Source organism: Streptomyces sp. NPDC043896 (genome assembly GCF_056435605.1).
Genome location: NZ_JBWKEE010000015.1, coordinates 60,352 through 78,919, shown reverse-complemented (window position 1 = coordinate 78,919; position 18,568 = coordinate 60,352). Strand labels below are relative to the sequence as shown.

The window sequence follows — 18,568 nt, the reverse complement described above, 5'->3', positions numbered from 1 at the left end:
CCACGCGACGAGCCGCGCCACGCGACGAGCCGCGCCCCGGCCCGGGGCGCGGCTCCTCGTACGCGATGCGTGACCGTTCTACGACCGGGCGCGCTGTTACCTTGGTACCATGGTAACGATTGAACGGGCACAAACCGGTCTGCGGATCGAGCGGAACCTGCTGAAGGTGCTCAAAGGGCTGGCCGAATACCTCGACATGCCCCTCGGTGAGCTGGTCGAGGGGATCGTCCTGCACGCGTTCGACGGCAAAACCCCCTTCTCGGCGGAGACCCTGGCCAAGATCGGGCAGCTCAAGGACGTCTACGGGCTGGAACTGACCGCCGCCGACGCCCACGCCCTGGAGGAGAAGTGATCCGCCGGGTCCTGAGCGCCGCGCTGCACGTTCCGCTTCCGCCCGAAGCGGCCTTCCGGCTCTTCACCGCCCGGGGCGAGCGGGACTGGGTGCCGGGCTGGGATCCGGTCTTTCCGGTCGAGACGCCGGACGACACCGCGCCGGGGACCGTCTGGCTCACCTCGTCGCCCGAAGAGGAGACGACCTGGCTGGTCGCCTCCCGCGACTTCCCCCGGTCGGTCTCCTACGCCCGCGTCACCCCGGGCGTCCGCGCCGGGACGGTCACCGTCGCCCTGGCCGCGACCGGGGCCGGCAGCGAGGTGACGGTCACCTACGACATGACGCCGCTGACCCCGGCCGCCGCGAGGGCGCTCGACGGGTTCGCCGCCGACTACCCGTCCTTCATCCGCTCCTGGGAAGAACTCGTCACCGCCCACCTGACCGGACCCCATGCGACCTGACCTGACCTGACCTGATTTGACCGACCTGCCGCGGCCGCACCGGCCGGGAGGAGTACCACCAGCCGTCCGGGGCGGCGGAGAAGGGCGGCGCCGGTCGGCCCCCCGCCTACGCGCCGTCGGCGGCGACCGGCTCCGGAGCGAGGGCCAGGAAGTCGTCGTAGGTGCGGACGTGCACCCCGGGCCGGTCCTGGGACAGCGCGGCGATCATGGCGGCGGCCAGCCGTCCCGCGGGCACCGGCCGGTACGGTCGGGTGGGCCCGGCCAGCAGTGGGGCCAGCACGGTCGCGGCGGAGCCGCCGAGCCCTTCGCCCCGGCGGTGCGAGGGGCGGTGGCCGAGGATGAAGGAGGGCCGGAAGAATTCGGTCTGGCGGTAGCCCAGGGCCGTGACCTCCGCTTCCATGTCCCCCTTGACCCGCAGGTAGAAGGCCCGGGAGCCGGATCCGGCCCCGACCGAGGAGACCACGGCGATCCGTGCGGCACCCGCGTCCCGGGCCAGCTCGGCCACCCGCACGGTGTGGTGCTGGTCCACTTCGCGGAAGGCGTCCTGCGAGCCGGCCTGCCGGATGGTGGTGCCCAGCGCGCCGTACACGTCCGTACCGCCCGTTCCTCGCGGCAAGTCGTCGGCTTCGAGCTTGGCGAAGTCCACCACCCGGGCGTCCAGCCGCGGGTGTTCGAGGCCGAGCGGGCGGCGTGCCAGTACGGTGACGCGGTCGTAGCGCGGGTCGCGCAGCAGCCGCGCCAGCAGCTGTCCGCCGACCAGCCCGGTGGCTCCGACCAGGAGCGCGCTGCGGGTCATGGGGGTCCTCTCCGCCGCCGGCGGCAGGCCCGCCGGAATTCCCGCAGCATGTCACACCGTGCGCGTACTCCCGCGATCCTCAAAGAGGTTCTGCGGACCACCAGATCATCCGTTCATCCGCTCATCCGGCCACGCCCCGTCACCCGGTCTTCCTGCGGTCGAACACCATGGTCGACAGGGGCACCACCAAGCCGGCCCAGAAGAGGACCCCGGGCACACCCCGGTCGGTCCACGGGATCTGCGATATCAGCAGTGCGCAGAGCATGGTCCACGCCGCCTGCGCCAGCACGACCCGGGCCCAGCGGCCACGGCGTACGAGGGAGCCGATGTTGAGCCGTACTCCGGTACGCAGCCGGCGGTAGCGCAACAGCGCGCCGAAGCCCCAGACCGCGGCCATGACCAGCAGCACCCACAGCCGGTTGCCGAGCGGTACGGGCAGCTCCCGCAAGGCCGGGTGCCTGGCCGTGGCGAAGAGGTCGATCATCGCTCCCGCGGCCGCCAGGCAGACCAGCGCGAGCCAGCGCGTACCCCGCAGCAGGCGGTACGTGGCGTGGTCGAGCCCGTTGCGCAGCATCGGGGACTGGGGCGCGCCCGCCAGGCCCGCGGAGTACATGCCCGCGGCCTGGGCGGCCGTGACGTCCGGGCCGCCGGCCATCGCGTCGGTGTACATGGCCTGTGCCGTCGCGTTGGACGGGTCGAGGCGCAGCCATTCGACCAGGGCCTGCTTGGCGACGTCCTGACGCTGCGTGCGCACGGCCGTGAAGCACACGGCCTGGTGGGCGTCGGACTCCTGCGGGGCGAGGCGCACGGCCTCGCAGGCCGCCTCGTACGCGCGCTCGTGGTCCGAAGGCGGCGCCGTCGCATAGGCGACGAGCACTTGGGCCAGCGCGAAGTGCGAGGACCACTTGTCGGGCGCCCTGCGGACGGCCTCCTCCGCCGCCGCCCGGGCCTCGGACGGCCGGTCCATGCGGAGCAGCACCCGGGACAGCAGGATCAGCGCGCCGACGTGCCCGGGTGTGATCCGGACCATCTCGGTGGCCGCCCGCTCCGCGAGCTCGTACTCGCCGAGCCTCTCGTGGGCGACGGCGAGCATCTGCCAGGCCCAGTCGTCGTCCGGCTCCTCGGCGAGGTGCGGGGCCAGCAGGGCCTTGGACTCCTCGAAACGTTCCGCCGCCTGCAGCGCACCGGCGCGGGCCACCACCGGGTTCTCGCTCACAGCTTCCGCCTCTTCTTCAGGTACGTCACCAGGTCGTCGTACATGCCGCCCTCGTTGGCGAACATCGCCACGTTCCGCGCCGCCGCGAACCACGGTTCGGTCGAGGGGACCACCGACTTCGCGGCGTCGAGCAGGTCCTTCGTCCCGATCATGCGGATCACGCCGGTGCGCACCGAGTCGAGCAGCGCGCTCTCGGCCGCCGACTCGCACACATGGGCCAGGTCCGCGCCGGACAGGCCGTCGGTCGCCTTGACCAGACGTCTCAGGTCGACCGCCTCGATGGGACGTTCGCGCAGGTGGTAGCGGAGGATCGCCTCGCGGGCGGTCGCGTCGGGCGGCAGCACGAGCAGCGTGCGGTCGAGCCGTCCCGGACGCCGGAGCGCTATGTCCACGTCCCAGGGGACATTGGTGGCGGCCAGGACGAACACGCCTTCATTGGCGTCGGAGTGGATGCCGTCGAGCTCGGTGAGGAGCTGGTTGACGGTGTTGCGCATGCCGCTGTGCTGCGTACGGCTGCGCTTGGCGCCGAGCGCGTCCAGTTCGTCGAGGAAGACGACACAGGGCGCCTGACGACGGGCGGTCTCGAACACCTCGTGCATGTTGCGTTCGGAGTTGCCCATCCACATGTCGAGGACGTCGTTCACGGACACGGACAGGAAGCTCGCGCCGAGCTCGCCGGCGACGGCGCGCGCGATGAACGTCTTGCCGCAGCCGGGCGGACCGTAGAGCAGGAGCCCGCCGCGCAGGCTCTTGCCGTACAGCCTGCGCAGTTCGGGGTTGCGCATGGGCGCGAGGAACGCGGCTTCGAGGCGGTCCTTGACCTCTTGCATGCCGCCGACGTCCGCGAGCCGTACGACGCCGGGAGCGGCCACCTCCCAGGCAGCGGCGTCCCCGGGGTCGCCGCTGTCGCAGGCGCTGACCGGGGGCTCGACGAAGCGGGGTTCGACGATGCCGTCGACCTCCTGCTCGGCCGCCCGCCAGTCGAACCGGTCGCGCCGGGACGACTCGGCCGGGCCGGCGGTCTCCGCGGGCGCGGCCGCGCCGGCGCCGCCCGCCGGGCCGGCCGTGCCGCCCAGGGGCTCCGCCGGTGCCGCCGGTGCCGCGGGGGCCGGGGGCGCCGGCATCCCCATCGCCCGCACCATCAACTCCCGCGCCGCTCCGTCCCCCGGCGCATGCTGCAAGGCTGCCGCGGCCTCCGTCACCGCGGCGTCGTGCAGCCCCGCGGCGAGCAGCAACTCCGCGAGGTGCAGCCGCAGCGGGACGTCCCCGGGGGCAGCGGCCACGGCTGTGCGCAGGCTTCGTATCAACGGGGATTCGGGGGCTGGTGACTCTTCCGGCATGATCCATGTTTACGCGGGCCCGCCGACGAGAGTCCAGGCAGGGGGGTGTGCGGTGGATCACCACGACGCCGGCCGGGCGTGGCGTCCGTACGACGGGCCCGGGCGCCGGGCCCGTCGTACGGACGGACTCAGCCGAGGAAGGACAGCCGCACGGTGCGCCGGGGGTTGTCCCCGTTCGTGTCCACCAGGACCACCGACTGCCAGGTCCCCAGCGCGAGCTCGCCGCCGACGACGGGCAGCGTGGCGTGCGGCGGCACGAACGCCGGGAGCACGTGATCGCGGCCGTGGCCGGGGGACCCGTGCCGGTGCCGCCAGCGGTCGTCGGCGGGCAGCAGCGTCCGCAGGGCGTCCAGCAGGTCGTCGTCACTGCCCGCCCCCGTCTCGATGACCGCGAGCCCGGCCGTCGCGTGCGGGGTGAACACGTTGAGCAGTCCGTCGCGGCCGCGGGCGACCTCGCGGAGGAAGCCCGCGCAGGCGGCGGTCAGATCGTGCACGGTCTCGGCGGAGCCGGTGGTGACGTCGAGGGTCCGGGTGGTGAAGGTGTCCGTCATCCCCCCATCCTCGGTCAGAGGCCCGCCAGGACGCCCGGCGGACCCTGCGCCGGACGGGCCGCTCCGCCGGATGGCGTCTCGTGGAACCACCGGTTCCACGAGACGCCACAGGGATGCGGCTCAGCGCTTGAGCGTGAAGGCGAAGTCGCCGGACAGCCTGCCGACCAGCCGGACCGTCGAGACGATCCGTCCTTCGGCGGCCAGCCGCTCGGCTTCGGCCCGCGGGAAGCCGAAGCCTTCGGCTATCAGCCGCAGCGGCCGGACGGGGATCCGGGCCGCGAAGCGGACCGAGACGTCGACGGCCTCGGCGTCCGCGTCCACCGGTCCGCCGGTGTCGAGGCGCCAGGCGTCGTCCCAGTCGAGGGCGATGCGGTTGCGGCGCCGCAGCACCGGGTCCCGGAGCAGCTCGGCCGCGAGGCCCGGGTCGTTGCCGTGCATCCGGTCCAGCAGCCCGGGCCGGACGGAGCGTACGTGCGTCCGCTCCAGGAACGTGAGCTTCGCCGTCGCACCGCAGCCGGTGCAGAGGACGAGGATCCAGGCGTCGAGGAGCTTGTGGTTCGCGTTGACACGGAACTTGCCGTCAGCCCGGAAGCGGTCGGACGGGCACGCGTGGCAGCGGCGCCGGACAAGGGGAAGGCAGGTGGGCGTGACCCACCAGGTCGTGAGCACAGGAGTACACCGGTTTCAGTGAGAAGTCCGCAGCAGGAAGCAGCGCGGCGCACAGGCGCGACGCGCGACAGATCAGCTCTCGGGAGGTCTCACAGGGTGTACAACGGCATGTCCTTGCCTCGACGACGTGGTTCGGCAGCACGGTAACGGCGGACGGCGCGGCCGCTCCACTGGTTTTCGCCCGCCGGGCGAGTGCCCTCCCGCCGCAGCACAATGGGGTCCGTGCACCACATCGAGTTCTTCACCTACGGCCTGGACCGCAGGCTGGGCATCCGGGTCGACGGTACGGACCTCCGGGTGCCGTTGGCCGACGCCGTCCGGCCCGTGTGGGAGGAGGAGGACTTCTACCGCGAGAAGGGGGCGGCGGAGCGCGAGGAGTTCCTCCGCCACCAGTACGGAGGCCTGACCGCCCTCGACGTCGGCGAGGGCGACGGGATGCTCCGCCACTTCCTGGGCCGGGGCCCCGAGGAACTGAAGAACCCGGAGACCGGGACGGTCGTCGTGCTCGGCTGCGTGTGCGGGGTCTGGGAATGCGGGCCCCTGTACGCGCGCATCGACGTCACGGACGACACCGTGACCTGGTCCGGGTTCCGGATGCCGTACCGGCCGGTGGAGGACGTACTGCCCCTCGGCCCGTACGTCTTCGACCGCGCCGCCTACACACGGGCCCTCACACGTCCCCGCCACGAGGCCGAGGACCCGTTCGCCTAGGACCGCACACCCCTTGTCCACCGGCCGGTGGACAAGGGGTTCCACCGGCCGGGGCTGCCGGCCGCAGGGCCCCGGCGGCCAGCATTCCCTGCATGAGAAACCTTCCCGTACGCACGGCGCGCTGGAGCGCCCGGCACCCATGGCGGGCGATCGCCGCCTGGTTCCTGCTCGTCGCCCTCTGCCTGGGCACCGGCATCGCCCTCGGCAACAACACCGCGACCGCCGAGGACTTCCGCGTCGGCGAGGCGGGACGCGCCGAGGCCATCGCCACCGACGGCGGCCTCCAGCGCCGGCCCACCGAACACGTCCTGATCCGCTCCGGGTCCGGGCCGCTCGACCGGCCGGCGGCCGACGCCGCGGCCCGTGACGTCCGGGCCCGGATGGCGAAGCTGCCCGAAGTCGCCGAGGTGGGGCAGCCGCTCCTCTCCGCGGACGGCACCGCCCTGCGGATCCCCGTCGTCCTGCACGGACCCGAGCTGGAGGGCAGGAAGCGCGTCGCCCCGCTGCTGGAGCAGACCGCGCGAATCGCCGCCGCGCACCCCGGCGTGGTGGTGGAGGAGACCGGCTCACCCGCGATCAGCAAGGGCGTCAACGACCAGCGCGGCAAGGACCTCGCACTGTCCGAGCGCATCACCCTCCCGATCACCATCGTCACCCTCCTGCTCGTCTTCGGCTCCGTGGTGATGGCCGCGGTGCCCCTCCTGCTGGCCCTCACCTCGATCGCCGCCGCACTGGGCCTGTCGATGGCCGTCTCGCACCTCCTGCCCGACGCCGGCGTCGGCACCAATCTGATCCTGCTCATCGGCCTCGCGGTCGGCGTCGACTACGCCCTCTTCTACCTCAAGCGCGAACGAGAGGAACGAGCCCGCAACGCCGGGCGCCTCACCTCCGAACAGCTGGTGGAGCTGGCCGCGGCCACCGCGGGCCGGAGCATCGTCACCTCCGGCCTCGCCGTGATCGCGTCCACCGCGACCCTCTACCTGGCCACGGACGTCATCTTCTCCTCGCTCGCCACCGGCACCATCCTGGTCGTCGCCGTGGCCGTGGCCGGCTCGATCACGGTGCTGCCCGCCCTGCTGGTGAAGACCGGGCAGCGGGCCGCACGCAAGGCGGAGCGGCGGTCCGGGCGCGGCCGGTCGGCGGCCACGCCCGCACCCGCCGGACGCCGACGCGCGTCCGTCCTGAAGGGCAGGAAGCGCAACGCCCACGACCGGGACGCCCACGACCGGGACGACGTCCACGGCAACGGCCGGATCCTCACCGCCCTCCTCACCGCCGCCCGCGAGCACCCCGTCGCCACCCTCACCGCCTCCGTGCTGTTCCTGGTCGCCCTCGCCGCGCCCGCCGTAGGCATGAAGCTGGTCGACCCGGGCAAGGACACCTTCTCCCGGGCCATCCCCGCCATGCAGGTGTACGACCGGCTCACCGGCGCCTTCCCCGAACTCCTCGTCGAACACGAGGTGGTGGTACGCGCCGACCCCGCCCAGGCCCACGACGTCCGCCGGGCCCTGACCGAACTCGGCCGGCGGGCCCAGGCCGACACGCTGTTCGCCGCCCGGACCGCGCCCCGGCTGCGCACCTCCCAGGACGGCCGCGTCCACGTCCTCGCGCTGGCCGTGCCCCACCCCGCGCCCGCGCCCGAGGCCATCGCCTCCCTCGGCCGGATCCGCTCCGGCCTCCTGCCGGCCACCGTCGGCGCCCTGCCAGGAGTGGAGACCGCCGTCACCGGCGACGTCGCCCGAGGCCAGGACTACGTCGCCGACGAGCGCGCCAAGCTCCCCCTGGTCGTCGGCGCCCTGCTCCTGATGTCCTTCCTCACCATGGCGATCGCGTTCCGCTCGGTTGTCGTCGCGCTCCTCGGCGTCCTGCTCAACCTGCTGTCCACCGCGGCCGCGCTCGGCGCGCTCGTCCTGGTCTTCCAGGGCACCTGGGCGCAGGACCTGCTCCGGTTCGATTCGCTCGGCGCCATCGCCTCCCGCGTCCCCCTGTTCCTCCTCGTGATCCTCTTCGGCCTGTCCACGGACTACCAGGTGTTCGTGGTCAGCCGGATCCAGGAGGCCCGGGCAGCGGGCATGCCCCACCGCGAAGCGGTCCTCCACGGCATCGGCGCCTCCGCCAAGGTGGTCACCAGCGCCGCCGTCGTGATGGTCACCGTCTTCGGCGCCTTCGTCGCACTCCACCTCACCGAGATGAAGCAGATGGGCTTCTGCCTGGCCGTCGCGGTGCTCCTCGACACGGTCGTCATCCGGCTGCTGGTCCTCCCCGCCGCGCTCCTGCTCCTCGGCGAGCGCTCCTGGTGGCCCCGGCGGCCGAAGGCACCGCACCCGGCGGCGGCCACGGTGGTCCCCGAAGGGGCGTGCCCGGCAGGAGAGTTGCCCGCACCCGTACGCTGGTGATCATGATGCAACGACCGCAGCGCGGCGACCCGTACTGGATCTGGCTGCTGCACGGCGGGGAACTCCTCGGCTGGGCGATCACCGGACTGCTCTGCGTGATCACGGTCTTCGGAGACGTACCCGCCCCGCAGGCCTACGGGTCGCTCGCCCTGATGGCCGCACTCGGCGCCGCGAACGTCCTGGTGCGCCTGCGCCCCGGGAGCGATCCGGTGCGGACGGGATACCTCTACCTGGGGCTGCTGGTCGCCTGCCTGTGTGCCCTGTCCTGGATGCGGGACGGCTTCGGGGCCCTCTACCTGGTGTTCCTCCCGCAGTTCGTGGTCTACGCGAACGGTGCCCGCTCCGCCCTCCTCTCCAGCGGTCTCGGAGCGGCCGCGGTCAGCGTCGGCGGCACGCTGCGGGAAGGGTGGAGCCTGGCGGCCCTGGGCGGCAACTCCGTCTCCTCCGTCGGCGTCTACGCGGTCAGCGCCGTGGCCGTCCTGGTCACCCCCAGGGCGCTGGCGCTACGGGACGAGCGGGCCCGGCTGCGGGCCCAACTGGCCAGGGCCCGGACCGAACTGGCCGAGGCGCAGAGGCGACAGGGCGCGGCGGAGGAACGCGAGCGGCTGGCCCGGGAGATCCACGACACGCTCGCCCAGGGCTTCGCCTCGATCATCGTCCTGGCGGAGGCGGCCCGCTCCGGGCTCGCCGCCGACCCGGACCGCAGCGACCGGCAACTGCGGTCCATCGAGCGCACGGCCCGCGAGAACCTGGCCGAAGCCCGCGTGCTGGTCGGCGCCGCCCCCGCCGGCGGGACGGCCGCCGGCTCGGTGGCCACGACCCTGCGCCGCACGCTGGACCGCTTCGCCGAGGACACCGGGCTGACGGTGGAGGCGGAGCTGGCCGAGGTCGACTGCGACCAGCCGACCCGCATCGCGCTCCTGCGGTGCACGCAGGAGTCGCTGGCCAACGTCCGCAAACACGCGGAGGCCTCCACGGTCTCCGTGGTCCTGGCCCGGCAGCCGGGATTCATCGAACTGGAGGTCACCGACGACGGGCGCGGGTTCGTCGTCGCCGCGTCCCGCGGCTTCGGCCTGAACGGGATGCGGCGCCGGCTGGCGGAGTTCGGCGGAGAGCTGACCGTCACCAGCTCGGTCGGCGACGGCACCCGCGTCCTGGTCCTCATACCCGCCCACAGCGAGGAGACGATGTGAGCCCCACACCCCCCGGCGCCCCGGACGACGGCGCGGACCGCCTCCGCGTCATCATGGCGGACGACCACACGGTGATGCGCGCCGGCCTGGTGGCCCTGCTGTCCGCCGAGCCCAGCCTGGAGATCGTCGGCGAAGCCGAGGACGGCGCCGCCGCCCTCGAACTCGTCTCCCGGCTGGAGCCCGACGTGGCCCTGCTCGACCTGCGGATGCCCGTACTGGACGGCGTCGGGGCCACCGCCGCGATCACGGCCGCGCACCCGCGCACCCGGGTGCTGATCCTCACCACGTACGACACCGACACCGAGATCGAACGGGCCGTCGAGGCAGGCGCCACCGGCTACCTGCTCAAGGACGCCACGCGCGAGCAGCTGGTGGACGCCATCCACGCCGCGTCCCGCGGCGAGACCGTCCTCGCCCCGCGCGTGGCACGGCAACTGGTCGCCCGGATGCGGCGGCCGGCGAGGGTGTCCCTCACCCCCCGCGAGAGCGACGTGCTGCGCGCCGTCGCGGACGGGCTGTCCAACGCCGAGATCGGCAAACGGCTGTTCATCGGAGAGGCCACGGTCAAGACGCACCTGCTGCGCGTTTTCGCCAAGCTCGACGTCAGCGACCGCACCCGCGCGGTGGTCGTCGCGATGGAGAACGGGCTGCTGACGAGTTCCCCGGCTGCTCCCCGGCCCCCGGGGAACGGCGCCTGACCGGGCCCGACCGGGGACCGGGCACGTGCCATCGCCCGTCCCCGTGCCGGGACTTCATCCCGGCGGCGTCGTCACAGTCCGGCGAACGTCAGAGCGGTCGCGGTGACCGAGCCCGCGATCGTGGCGGCGAAACCGGTGTCGTGGTCCTGGTCGAGGAGCGTGTCCCCCGGGGTGTGGTACTGCCGCGTGCCGGTCCCGGGCGCGCCGTCGGGGGTGGAGAAGAGGTCCTCGGACACGGCGACCGCCGCCCATCCCCGCTCGTGGAAACTCGCGTGGTCGCTGCGCCCCACCGCCGGGTCGTCGGGGCCCGTGAGGTGCTGGACAATCACCGCGGGATCGAAGGCCGGCACGGTGCGCGCGACGAGCTCGCCGAGCGCGTCGGAAGCCCCCACGACCGGGCCCGGTACGGAGGACCCCGCGTGGATCTCGACCCGGGGCGCGCTGCCCCGCTGCAATCCCGCGATCATGTCCATCTGGAAGACCCCGGCGATACGGTCGCCCTCCGCGGCGGCGGCCCGGGCGTAGAACTTGCTTCCCACGAGGCCCTGTTCCTCGGCGTTGAAGAGCACGAAGCGCACATTGCGCGTCGGCTGCCCGCCGTCCGCCAGCAAGCCGGCCAGGCATTCGGCCGCGGCCAGCACCCCCGCCGTGCCGCTCCCGTCGTCATCGGCCCCCGGCGCCGGGTCGACCGCGGGGTCGTAGGGGCGGAAGTCGCCGTCCGCGTCCACGAAGTCACCGCTGGACGCGGTCGAATCCAGGTGGGCCGTGATCAGGACGGCGGAGTCCGCCCCCACGACCCGGTGCTCGGCCTCCAGGTTGAACAGCTGCCGCCCCCGCCACCGGAACGGGTGCTTTCGCACGTGCAGCCCGAGTTCCCGGAACCGGCGGGCCAGCGCCTCGACGACCAGCGCGTTGTCCTCGGCCGCCGCGTCCCGGCTGCGGACCCTCAGTGACTCGCCCTCGACCAGCGGCTCCGCGCCGGAGATGCGCGCCACATGCCCCCGCAGGGCCTCGGAGGTCACCGCCGCCCGCACCGCGGCGATCGTCCCGGGCGACGGCAGGCCGTTGCCGGACGCCGCACCGGCCCGGCCCGGGCCCCGGCCTCCGGCCGCTGAACCGGCGAGCGCGTCCGCCTGCGCCTCCCCGGGCCGCGAGAGGAGCGCCGGGTCCGGCAGCAGCCGTTCCGTGTGCCCGGGCTTGGCACCCGGCAGGTGCACCTCCTCGACCGGCGCACCGGCGGGCACGGCGAGGTACACACCACCCGGTGCGGGCCCGAGCAGAGCGGCCGGAGGGGCGCCCCGTCCGGCCAGGGCATCGGCGACCAAGCCGTACACGGCCGTGGCCCGCCGCGCGGCCCCGTCCCCCGGCCCCGCGGTGCCGGCGGGACCCGTGAGCGACTCGGCGTCCGTGACCGGACGGTCGTCACGGACCAGGAAGGCCGCCCTGTCCTCCACCGGTTCGCGCCCGTCCACCGTGAACCCGGCGCGTTCGAGGGCTTCGGCACCGAGGGCGCTCGCCATGACGAGCACGAGCCGGTCCGAGGCCACGTGCACGGGAACGACCTCGGTCGCCTCCGCCGCCGCGGCCAGTTCCGCCAGGGTCCGGCCGTCCGGCAGCCCGATCCGCGCGAAGAACACGGGACGGTCCTCCGCCGCGGCGAGCGCGAACACCGGATGCGGAGCCGTACGCATCCCCGCCTCCCGCGCGAACGCCCTCTCCTGGGCGTCCTCGCCCACGAACACGCAGCCCCCGGCCGCCACCTCACCGGCACTCGCGACCGCCCGGTCGAAGAGCCCGCGGCTGTCCTTCACCCCCCAGTGCACGAGACCGGCGTCCGTGAACCGGCCGGGGAACGCCCGGTCGAGGGCCGCCGCCGCCCGTTCGGCCGCGCCGTCACCCGGCCCGGGGTTGGAGACGATGCCCTTGCGCACGTCCCGGAAGGCGTCGAGAACGGCGATCACGCGGGGCCGGGGCCTGAGCGTCAGCGAGCCGTCGGGCTCCACGCGGGCGTCCGCCAGAGTGGCCCCGATGTCGAAGAAGACTACGGTCATGTGATGTACCTCCGCGGTGTGGGGTTCCCGCCCGTCCACTGCCCGCAACCCACCCGCCCACCGCGCGGCGCCCACAGCCTGTACCCGATCGGCGCAACCGCCGTGGGGCGGACGGCCGGACGTCCCGGCCCGCGGCGCCGAGCTCGTAGAGGAAGAGGCGGGTCACCCCCCGGGCGTCAGAAGCTGCCGCCGTACGAAGTTCCCGGGGAGGTGGGCCAGGAGCCTCCCCGCCAGGGGGAGGAGCTCGGCGGAGCGGATTGCGGGAACGGGGGCGGTTTCGGAATCGGGTTCGGGCGGCCGGTCTCCCCGGCGATCCGCTCGGCGCGCCGGAACAGCCCGCGGTCGCCCTTGCGGGTCAGGCCGAACGCGCGCAGGCGGGCACCGTCCGGGTCGAGGGCGTCGTACCGATCCCACTGCTCGGTGAACCAGCAGAACGCGGCCTCGTCGCCGTCCCAGACCCAGCCGGTCTCCCGTACGACGCTCCGCCCCACGGCCGAGCCGTCGCGTGCCGCACACCGGCACAGCTCCTCCCTGGCGGGACCTGGCGGCAGCGCACACAGGGCACGACGGCAGTCGGCGGCGAAACCGGCCGGGCCGTCGGCCTTCGCGGCCCCCGCCAGCAGGGCGCTCACCGTCGGCTCCGGCCCGTGGACGGCCAGATGGTCCCCGATCAGATCCTGCCGCTCCGAGAGGACGGCCAGCAGCGGGCCCGCCCATGCCTCCAACGCGCCGAAGTACGACGTGTCCTGGGGCGGGCGCAAGGGCAGGCGGGGATTGGCCAGGTGCGGACGGAGCCGGGGGGAGGGCTCGCTGCCGTTCCACAGGGGCCGCGACTCCCAGCGCGGGGGCAGGGTGTGCAGGGCCGGCAGGTGGAACGTCTTGCAGATGTCCAAGAGCACGACCCTGTCCAGCGCACGCAGCAGGTGCGGCTCGGCGGTCCCGCTCAGGAACGCCCCGGCGCGTGCCCGCACCGTGTCGTCCGGGGTGGCGCAGGCCTTCTCGACAAAGCAGAAGGCCACTGTATCCGGGCTCGTCCGCCAGTCGGACCGGGGCTGAACGGCTCCGAGGAACGCCTCCAGACGGGTCGCGCCCGCCTGGGGGCCGAGGAGGAAGTCCAGGACGCGGGCGCCGAGTTCGGCGGCCGGGTCGCCCACATGGTCCGGCCGCTTGATCATGGCGACGACGGCCGAGGCGAGAAGTTCCGGACGGCCGCTGACCCGGGGGTCGGCCAGGGTCCGGGCGGCCTGGGCCGCGATGCCGGGGTCGGGTGCGGACCGCAGGATCCGGACCAACTGCTCGACGAGGCCGGAGCCCGACAGCAGGACGGCCTCCGGCCGGCACAGCCGGGCCGCGGCGCGCCGGGCCGGGAACCCGCTCCCGGGCCGCAGGGCCCGCTCCGTCAGTACGCGGATCCGATGAGCCGTCAGTCGCCGCTCCATGCCCCCATGGTCCGCCCGCCTCCGTCGCGGCGACAAGGGGGCGGTGACCAGGTGCCGGCGGCCAGGTGCCGGCGGCCACCGCCTTGAAGCCCTCGCCCGGGCCGGCCGTCCGGCTGTTCGGGCGAACCGTGCTCCTCCCCGGCCCCTCTCCCGTCCGGCGCGGGCATGCATGGGCGCGACGAAAGGGAGACACGATGCCGCTCTACCTGTCGAGGTTCAGCTACACGCCTGAGACGTGGGCGAGGCTGATCGGCCACCCCGAGGACCGCGCGGAGGCCGCTCGTTCCTACATCGAATCCGTTGGCGGAAGGCTGCACGGCTTCTGGTACGCCTTCGGCACGCACGACGGCTACAACCTCTGGGAAGCCCCGGACAACGTGTCCATGGCCTCGGTCGCGCTGGCGATCAGCGGAGGCGGTGCGCTCAGCTCGTTCGAGACGACCGTCCTCCTGAGCGTCGACGAAACGCTGGACGCCCTGCGCGGAGCGGAGCAGGTCCGGTACCGGGCTCCTGGCGCGTAGCCGGCCGGCCTGTCAGGCCGTCAGCGGCACCGAACACGGACGGACGCCCGCCGTTCAGAGCCTTCTCGTCATGAACGTGCTGTTCGCGTCGGGCTCGTAGTCCGCGAACGGTGCACAGGGGACGAAGCCGAACTTCTCGTACAGCCTTCTGGCCGGCAGGAAGAACTCGGCGCTGCCGGTCTCCAGGCTCAGCCGCGTGAACCCCATGCGCCTGGCCTCGGTGATGATGTGCTCCAGCAGCACGGACGCGACCCCGCTGCGCTTGCGCGCCGCCGTGGTGCGCATCGACTTCAGCTCGGCATGTCCCGCGTCCAGCTCCTTGAGCGCGCCGCAGCCCACCAGGAGGTCACCGTCCCGCACCGTCCAGAACGTGACCTCCGGCCGGCGGAGGGCGTCGAGATCGAGCGCGTGCTTGCTCTCCGGGGGCGAGATGGACCGCATCTGCTGGACGTGCTCATCGAGGAACCCGGCGATCTCGGGTCCGGAAAGGTCGTCTGTCGCGATCTTCATCGTGCCTCGTCCTTGCTTCGGGGCCGCCGGTCCCGCATCGCGTCCTCAGACGGAGTGGGGGTGGGGCTGATCTTCGGAGCGCCCGACGAGTGTGCCCCACACGAACAGCCGCAGTCCGTAGCGCCCGGTGGGCTTGGCGCGGCACCCACGCCCCCGCGATCGCCGAGTCCATCGGCCGGATCCCGGGCATCACCGAGCGGCACGGCGACCGCCACGCGGACCGGTCGCCTCCGGGGCACCCGGAGGCGACCGGCGCCCCATGCCTCAGGGCCGTCCGGCCGGCGGCTTCCCGGCGTCGTCGCCGGTCCGCCCGTGCGGGGAGGGCAGCTCCGGCGGATGGAAACACGCCGTGATCGTCTTGCCGCCGTGAAAGGCGTGGGCGTCCCACCGGTCGGCCAGGGCGTCGACGATGGCCAGGCCCCGGCCCGACGTCGCCCGGGTGGAGGCCTGCCCGGGGGTCGGTATGCGCGGGTCGTCGTCCGCCACGCTGACGTGCACACAGCTGCCGTCCCAGGTCAGGACGAGGTGGGCACTGCTCTGCGCGTGCACGTGGGCGTTGGTGATCAGCTCGGAGACCGTGAGCAGGACGGAGTGGACCGTGTCGGGCGCGTCCTCGGCCCACGGCAGGGTGTTCAGATGGGACAGGCACCACCGGCGGGCCTCACGGACCCCCCGGTGGACAGGAATCGACCGGGCCCAGCCCACCGCTCGAACCGCCACGCCCTTCACCCCTCCCTCGACGGGACCGGTACCTCATCGGCCTGTGCGACGTCTTCGCGTGTTTCCGCCAGGATCCGGCCGAAACCCCCGAACGTGCGGCCGACCGCTCACACGACGGACCTGCCGGGTGCGGACCGGCGCCGACGGGGCAGGGGCGGAGTGACATGGCAGGCCCGAGAAGGGACGGACACCGTGGCACGACCGAAGATCCTCGTGGTGGGAGCCGGCTTCGCCGGAGTCGAATGCGTCCGACGGCTCGAGCGCGGGCTCGCCCCGGCGGAAGCGGACATCGCCCTGGTCACCCCGAACTCCTACCAGCTGTACCTGCCGCTGCTGCCCCAGGTGGCATCCGGCGTCCTGACCCCCCAGTCCGTCGCCGTCTCGCTGCGCCGCAGCAGCCGCCACCGGACCCGCATCATCCCCGGCACCGTCGTCGGCGTCGACCTCCGGGCGAAGACCTGCGTCGTACGGAAGATCACCGGCGAGCTGACGGACCACGCGTACGACCACCTCGTACTGGCCCCCGGAAGCGTCACCCGCACCTTCGACGTCCCCGGACTCACCGAGCACGCCCGGGGCATGAAGACCCTGGCCGAAGCCGCCTGCCTCCGCGACCACGTCATCTCCCAGCTCGACCTGGCCGACGCGAGCGAGGACGAGGCGGAGCGGGCCGCACGCCTGTGCTTCGTCGTGGTCGGCGGCGGCTACGCCGGCACGGAGACGGCCGCCTGCCTGCAGCGGCTCACCCACCACGCCGTGAAGCGCTACCCCCGCCTGGACCCCCGGCAGATCAGCTGGCACCTCCTCGACCTCGCCCCGAAGCTCATGCCCGAACTCGGCGACTCCCTGGGGCGGGCGGCCCTCGGCATCATGCGGCGACGGGGCGTCCAGGTCTCCCTCGGCGTCAGCGTCGCCCAGGCCGGGCCCACCGAGATCGTGCTGACCGACGGCCGGGTGCTGCCCAGCAGGACCCTCATCTGGACGGCCGGAGTCGCCGCGAGCCCGCTCGTCGCCACGCTCGACGCGGAGACCGTCCGGGGAAGGCTGCTGGTGACCCCGGAAATGACCGTGCCCGGTGCCGACGGGGTGTTCGCGCTGGGAGACGCCGCGGCCGTGCCGGACCTCACCGCGGGGGAGGAAGGCGCGATCTGCCCGCCCACGGCGCAGCACGCCCTGCGCCAGGGGCGCACGCTCGCGGACAACCTGATCGCCACGCTGCGCCGGCAGCCCCTGCGGCCCTACGTCCACAAGGACCTGGGGCTCGTCGTCGACCTGGGCGGTGCCGACGCGGTGTCCAAACCCCTCGGCATCCCGCTGCGGGGCCTCCCCGCCCAGGCCGTGGCCCGCGGGTACCACTGGTCGGCGCTGCGCACAGGCGTCGCCAAGACCCGGGTGCTGACCAACTGGCTGCTCAACGCGACGGCCGGCGACGACTTCGTCAGGACGGGATTGCAGCCCGCCGAGCCGCCGACCCTGCGGCAGTTCGAGTACACGGACGCCTACCTGTCCGCCGACCAGGTGCGGGCCCGCACCGCGGCCCTGCGCGCATCCGCGCCCGGGACGGAGCGGTAGCCCCCGCAGGGGGCCGCGCCGCCACACCGAGGGATGATCCGCCGCCCCCCCACCGTGTCCGGTGTGGACTCGCGCGCCCGAGAGGGGTACGACCGTGACTGCCGGGGCACGTGAGACGCGCGGGGCGAACCAGCCCGGCCGCCTTCCGCCCGAAAAGGGCATGGACCGGGCGTACGAAGCCGACGAAAGGAACGTGACGTATGCGCAGCGTGGGAGTGGAGGAAGAACTCCTGCTGGTCGACCCCGGGACGGGGGAACCACTCGCCCTCTCGGCCGCGGTGATGTCTGCCGCGTCCCGCGAGGGGAACGCGGCGAACGGACCGGCGGAAGGGGCCCTGGAGCCAGAGCTCAAGCGGGAGCAGGTGGAGTTCTCGACCCGGCCCGTCCTGCTGATGGGGGAGCTGGCCGAGGAGATCCTCCGCTGGCGGGCCGAGGCGGCGCGGCACGCCGCCGAAGCGGGCGGAGCCGTCGCCGCGCTGGCCACCTCACCGCTGCCGGTGCGCCCGTCCACGGTGCCCGGCGAACGCTACCGCTGGGTCAGCCGGCAATTCGGCCTGACCGCCCAGGAGCAGCTCACCTGCGGCTGCCACGTCCACGTGTCCGTCGCCTCGGACGACGAGGGCGTGGCCGTCCTCGACCGCATCCGCCCGTGGCTCCCCGTCCTGACCGCCCTCAGCGCCAACTCACCCTTCTGGCAGGGCCAGGACAGCGCCTACGGCAGCTACCGCAGCCGGGTGTGGAACCGCCTGCCCTCCGCCGGGCCCACCGACGTCTTCGGCAGCGCCGAGAACTACCACCAGCAGGTGGGCGACATGCTCGCCACCGGTGTCCTGCGCGACGACGGCATGATCTACTTCGACGCCCGGCTCTCCGCCCGCTACCCCACGGTCGAGATCCGCGTCGCCGACGTCTGCCTCGAACCCGAAACCCCCGTCCTGCTCGCCGCTCTCGCCCGTGCCCTGGTGGAGACCGCCGCCCGCGACTGGCGTGCCGGTCTGCCGCCGGCCCGCATCGGAAGCGGCGTGCTGCGCCTCGCCGCCTGGCAGGCGGCCAAGTCGGGCCTGGACGGCCCGCTGCTCGACCCCCGCGGCATGGACCCCGCTCCCGCGGCGGCGGTCTGCGACGTCCTGCTGGACCACGTACGGGACGCCCTCGACGACCACGGCGATCTCGACCTCGCACGCGCGGGCGTCGCCCGCCTCCTCGAACGGGGCAACGGTGCCCGCCTCCAACGCCGCCTCCTGCACACCACCGGCGACCTGCGCGCCGTGGTGGCGGAATGCACCCGCCTCACCACACCCCCCGCGGCATGACGGGATCACCCCGCGGAAGGCGGGCCGGTCCGCTTGAGAGTCCGGTTCACGGGTACACGCGTGGGCGCGACGTTGCCCCG

At 73.7% G+C, this 18,568-nt stretch carries 18 protein-coding genes; 9 read left to right on the top strand and 9 right to left on the bottom strand.

The window, feature by feature from the left end:
* The first annotated feature begins 109 nt into the window (after positions 1-109).
* Both AC069X_RS22420 and AC069X_RS22415 read left to right on the top strand, forming a co-directional pair.
* Positions 110-352, top strand: a complete 243-nt coding sequence (locus AC069X_RS22420) for a hypothetical protein (protein WP_478730647.1) — start codon at positions 110-112, stop codon at positions 350-352.
* Positions 349-792 (top strand): SRPBCC family protein, encoded by a 444-nt coding sequence (locus tag AC069X_RS22415; RefSeq protein ID WP_478730645.1) that lies wholly within the window; start codon positions 349-351, stop codon positions 790-792. Before AC069X_RS22420 ends, AC069X_RS22415 begins: the two co-directional genes overlap by 4 nt.
* 106 nt (positions 793-898) lie before the next feature.
* Here the strand turns inward: AC069X_RS22415 and AC069X_RS22410 are convergent, their stop codons facing one another.
* The 5 genes from AC069X_RS22410 to AC069X_RS22390 all read right to left on the bottom strand — a co-directional run bounded on the left by AC069X_RS22410 (position 899) and on the right by AC069X_RS22390 (position 5,364).
* Positions 899-1,588 (bottom strand): NAD(P)H-binding protein, encoded by a 690-nt coding sequence (locus AC069X_RS22410; protein WP_478730643.1) that lies wholly within the window; start codon positions 1,586-1,588, stop codon positions 899-901.
* Between the two features lie 139 nt (positions 1,589-1,727).
* Positions 1,728-2,804, bottom strand: a complete 1,077-nt coding sequence (locus tag AC069X_RS22405) for a tetratricopeptide repeat protein (RefSeq protein ID WP_478730641.1) — start codon at positions 2,802-2,804, stop codon at positions 1,728-1,730.
* A complete protein-coding gene (locus AC069X_RS22400; RefSeq protein ID WP_478730639.1) occupies positions 2,801-4,144 on the bottom strand; it encodes an ATP-binding protein in 1,344 nt (447 codons plus the stop codon). The genes AC069X_RS22405 and AC069X_RS22400 overlap by 4 nt, the downstream gene beginning before the upstream one ends.
* 128 nt (positions 4,145-4,272) lie before the next feature.
* The gene (locus tag AC069X_RS22395) at positions 4,273-4,695 is read right to left on the bottom strand and encodes a YjbQ family protein (RefSeq protein ID WP_478730637.1); all 423 of its coding nucleotides are present in this window, start codon (positions 4,693-4,695) and stop codon (positions 4,273-4,275) included.
* A 120-nt stretch (positions 4,696-4,815) separates the two neighbouring features.
* On the bottom strand, positions 4,816-5,364 hold the full coding sequence (locus tag AC069X_RS22390) for a DUF1062 domain-containing protein (protein WP_478730635.1): 549 nt from the start codon (positions 5,362-5,364) through the stop codon (positions 4,816-4,818).
* Positions 5,365-5,586: 222 nt separating this feature from the next.
* On the opposite strand from AC069X_RS22390, the gene AC069X_RS22385 reads away from it, so the two are divergent.
* From AC069X_RS22385 to AC069X_RS22370, 4 genes are all read left to right on the top strand, one after another.
* Complete coding sequence (locus AC069X_RS22385) at positions 5,587-6,075, top strand: hypothetical protein (protein ID WP_478730633.1); 489 nt, start codon at positions 5,587-5,589, stop codon at positions 6,073-6,075.
* Between the two features lie 92 nt (positions 6,076-6,167).
* On the top strand, positions 6,168-8,471 hold the full coding sequence (locus AC069X_RS22380) for an MMPL family transporter (protein WP_478730631.1): 2,304 nt from the start codon (positions 6,168-6,170) through the stop codon (positions 8,469-8,471).
* Between the two features lie 2 nt (positions 8,472-8,473).
* Positions 8,474-9,664, top strand: coding sequence for a sensor histidine kinase (locus tag AC069X_RS22375; RefSeq protein WP_478730629.1), 1,191 nt, complete (start codon positions 8,474-8,476; stop codon positions 9,662-9,664).
* 53 nt (positions 9,665-9,717) lie between these two features.
* On the top strand, positions 9,718-10,362 hold the full coding sequence (locus tag AC069X_RS22370; protein ID WP_478730779.1) for a response regulator: 645 nt from the start codon (positions 9,718-9,720) through the stop codon (positions 10,360-10,362).
* Positions 10,363-10,433: 71 nt separating this feature from the next.
* Here AC069X_RS22370 and AC069X_RS22365 read toward each other — a convergent pair whose 3' ends face one another.
* Both AC069X_RS22365 and AC069X_RS22360 read right to left on the bottom strand, forming a co-directional pair.
* Positions 10,434-12,413: a M20/M25/M40 family metallo-hydrolase gene (locus AC069X_RS22365; RefSeq protein ID WP_478730627.1), complete on the bottom strand. Its 1,980-nt coding sequence runs from the start codon at positions 12,411-12,413 to the stop codon at positions 10,434-10,436.
* Between the two features lie 176 nt (positions 12,414-12,589).
* Entirely contained in the window at positions 12,590-13,852 is a 1,263-nt protein-coding gene (locus AC069X_RS22360) for a hypothetical protein (protein WP_478730625.1), read from the bottom strand.
* Positions 13,853-14,046: 194 nt separating this feature from the next.
* Here AC069X_RS22360 and AC069X_RS22355 point away from each other — a divergent pair, with 194 nt between their 5' ends.
* Positions 14,047-14,373 carry a GYD domain-containing protein gene (locus AC069X_RS22355; RefSeq protein WP_478730623.1) on the top strand — a complete coding sequence of 109 codons (327 nt, stop codon included), beginning with the start codon at positions 14,047-14,049 and terminating at the stop codon, positions 14,371-14,373.
* 54 nt (positions 14,374-14,427) lie between these two features.
* Here AC069X_RS22355 and AC069X_RS22350 read toward each other — a convergent pair whose 3' ends face one another.
* Both AC069X_RS22350 and AC069X_RS22345 read right to left on the bottom strand, forming a co-directional pair.
* On the bottom strand, positions 14,428-14,883 hold the full coding sequence (locus AC069X_RS22350) for a GNAT family N-acetyltransferase (RefSeq protein ID WP_478730622.1): 456 nt from the start codon (positions 14,881-14,883) through the stop codon (positions 14,428-14,430).
* A 264-nt stretch (positions 14,884-15,147) separates the two neighbouring features.
* Positions 15,148-15,612, bottom strand: coding sequence for an ATP-binding protein (locus AC069X_RS22345; RefSeq protein ID WP_478730620.1), 465 nt, complete (start codon positions 15,610-15,612; stop codon positions 15,148-15,150).
* 183 nt (positions 15,613-15,795) lie between these two features.
* Between AC069X_RS22345 and AC069X_RS22340 the strand changes: the two genes are divergently transcribed.
* Both AC069X_RS22340 and AC069X_RS22335 read left to right on the top strand, forming a co-directional pair.
* Positions 15,796-17,175: an NAD(P)/FAD-dependent oxidoreductase gene (locus AC069X_RS22340; RefSeq protein WP_478730618.1), complete on the top strand. Its 1,380-nt coding sequence runs from the start codon at positions 15,796-15,798 to the stop codon at positions 17,173-17,175.
* Positions 17,176-17,375: 200 nt separating this feature from the next.
* Positions 17,376-18,488 carry a glutamate--cysteine ligase gene (locus AC069X_RS22335; RefSeq protein WP_478730616.1) on the top strand — a complete coding sequence of 371 codons (1,113 nt, stop codon included), beginning with the start codon at positions 17,376-17,378 and terminating at the stop codon, positions 18,486-18,488.
* Positions 18,489-18,568 lie beyond the last annotated feature (80 nt).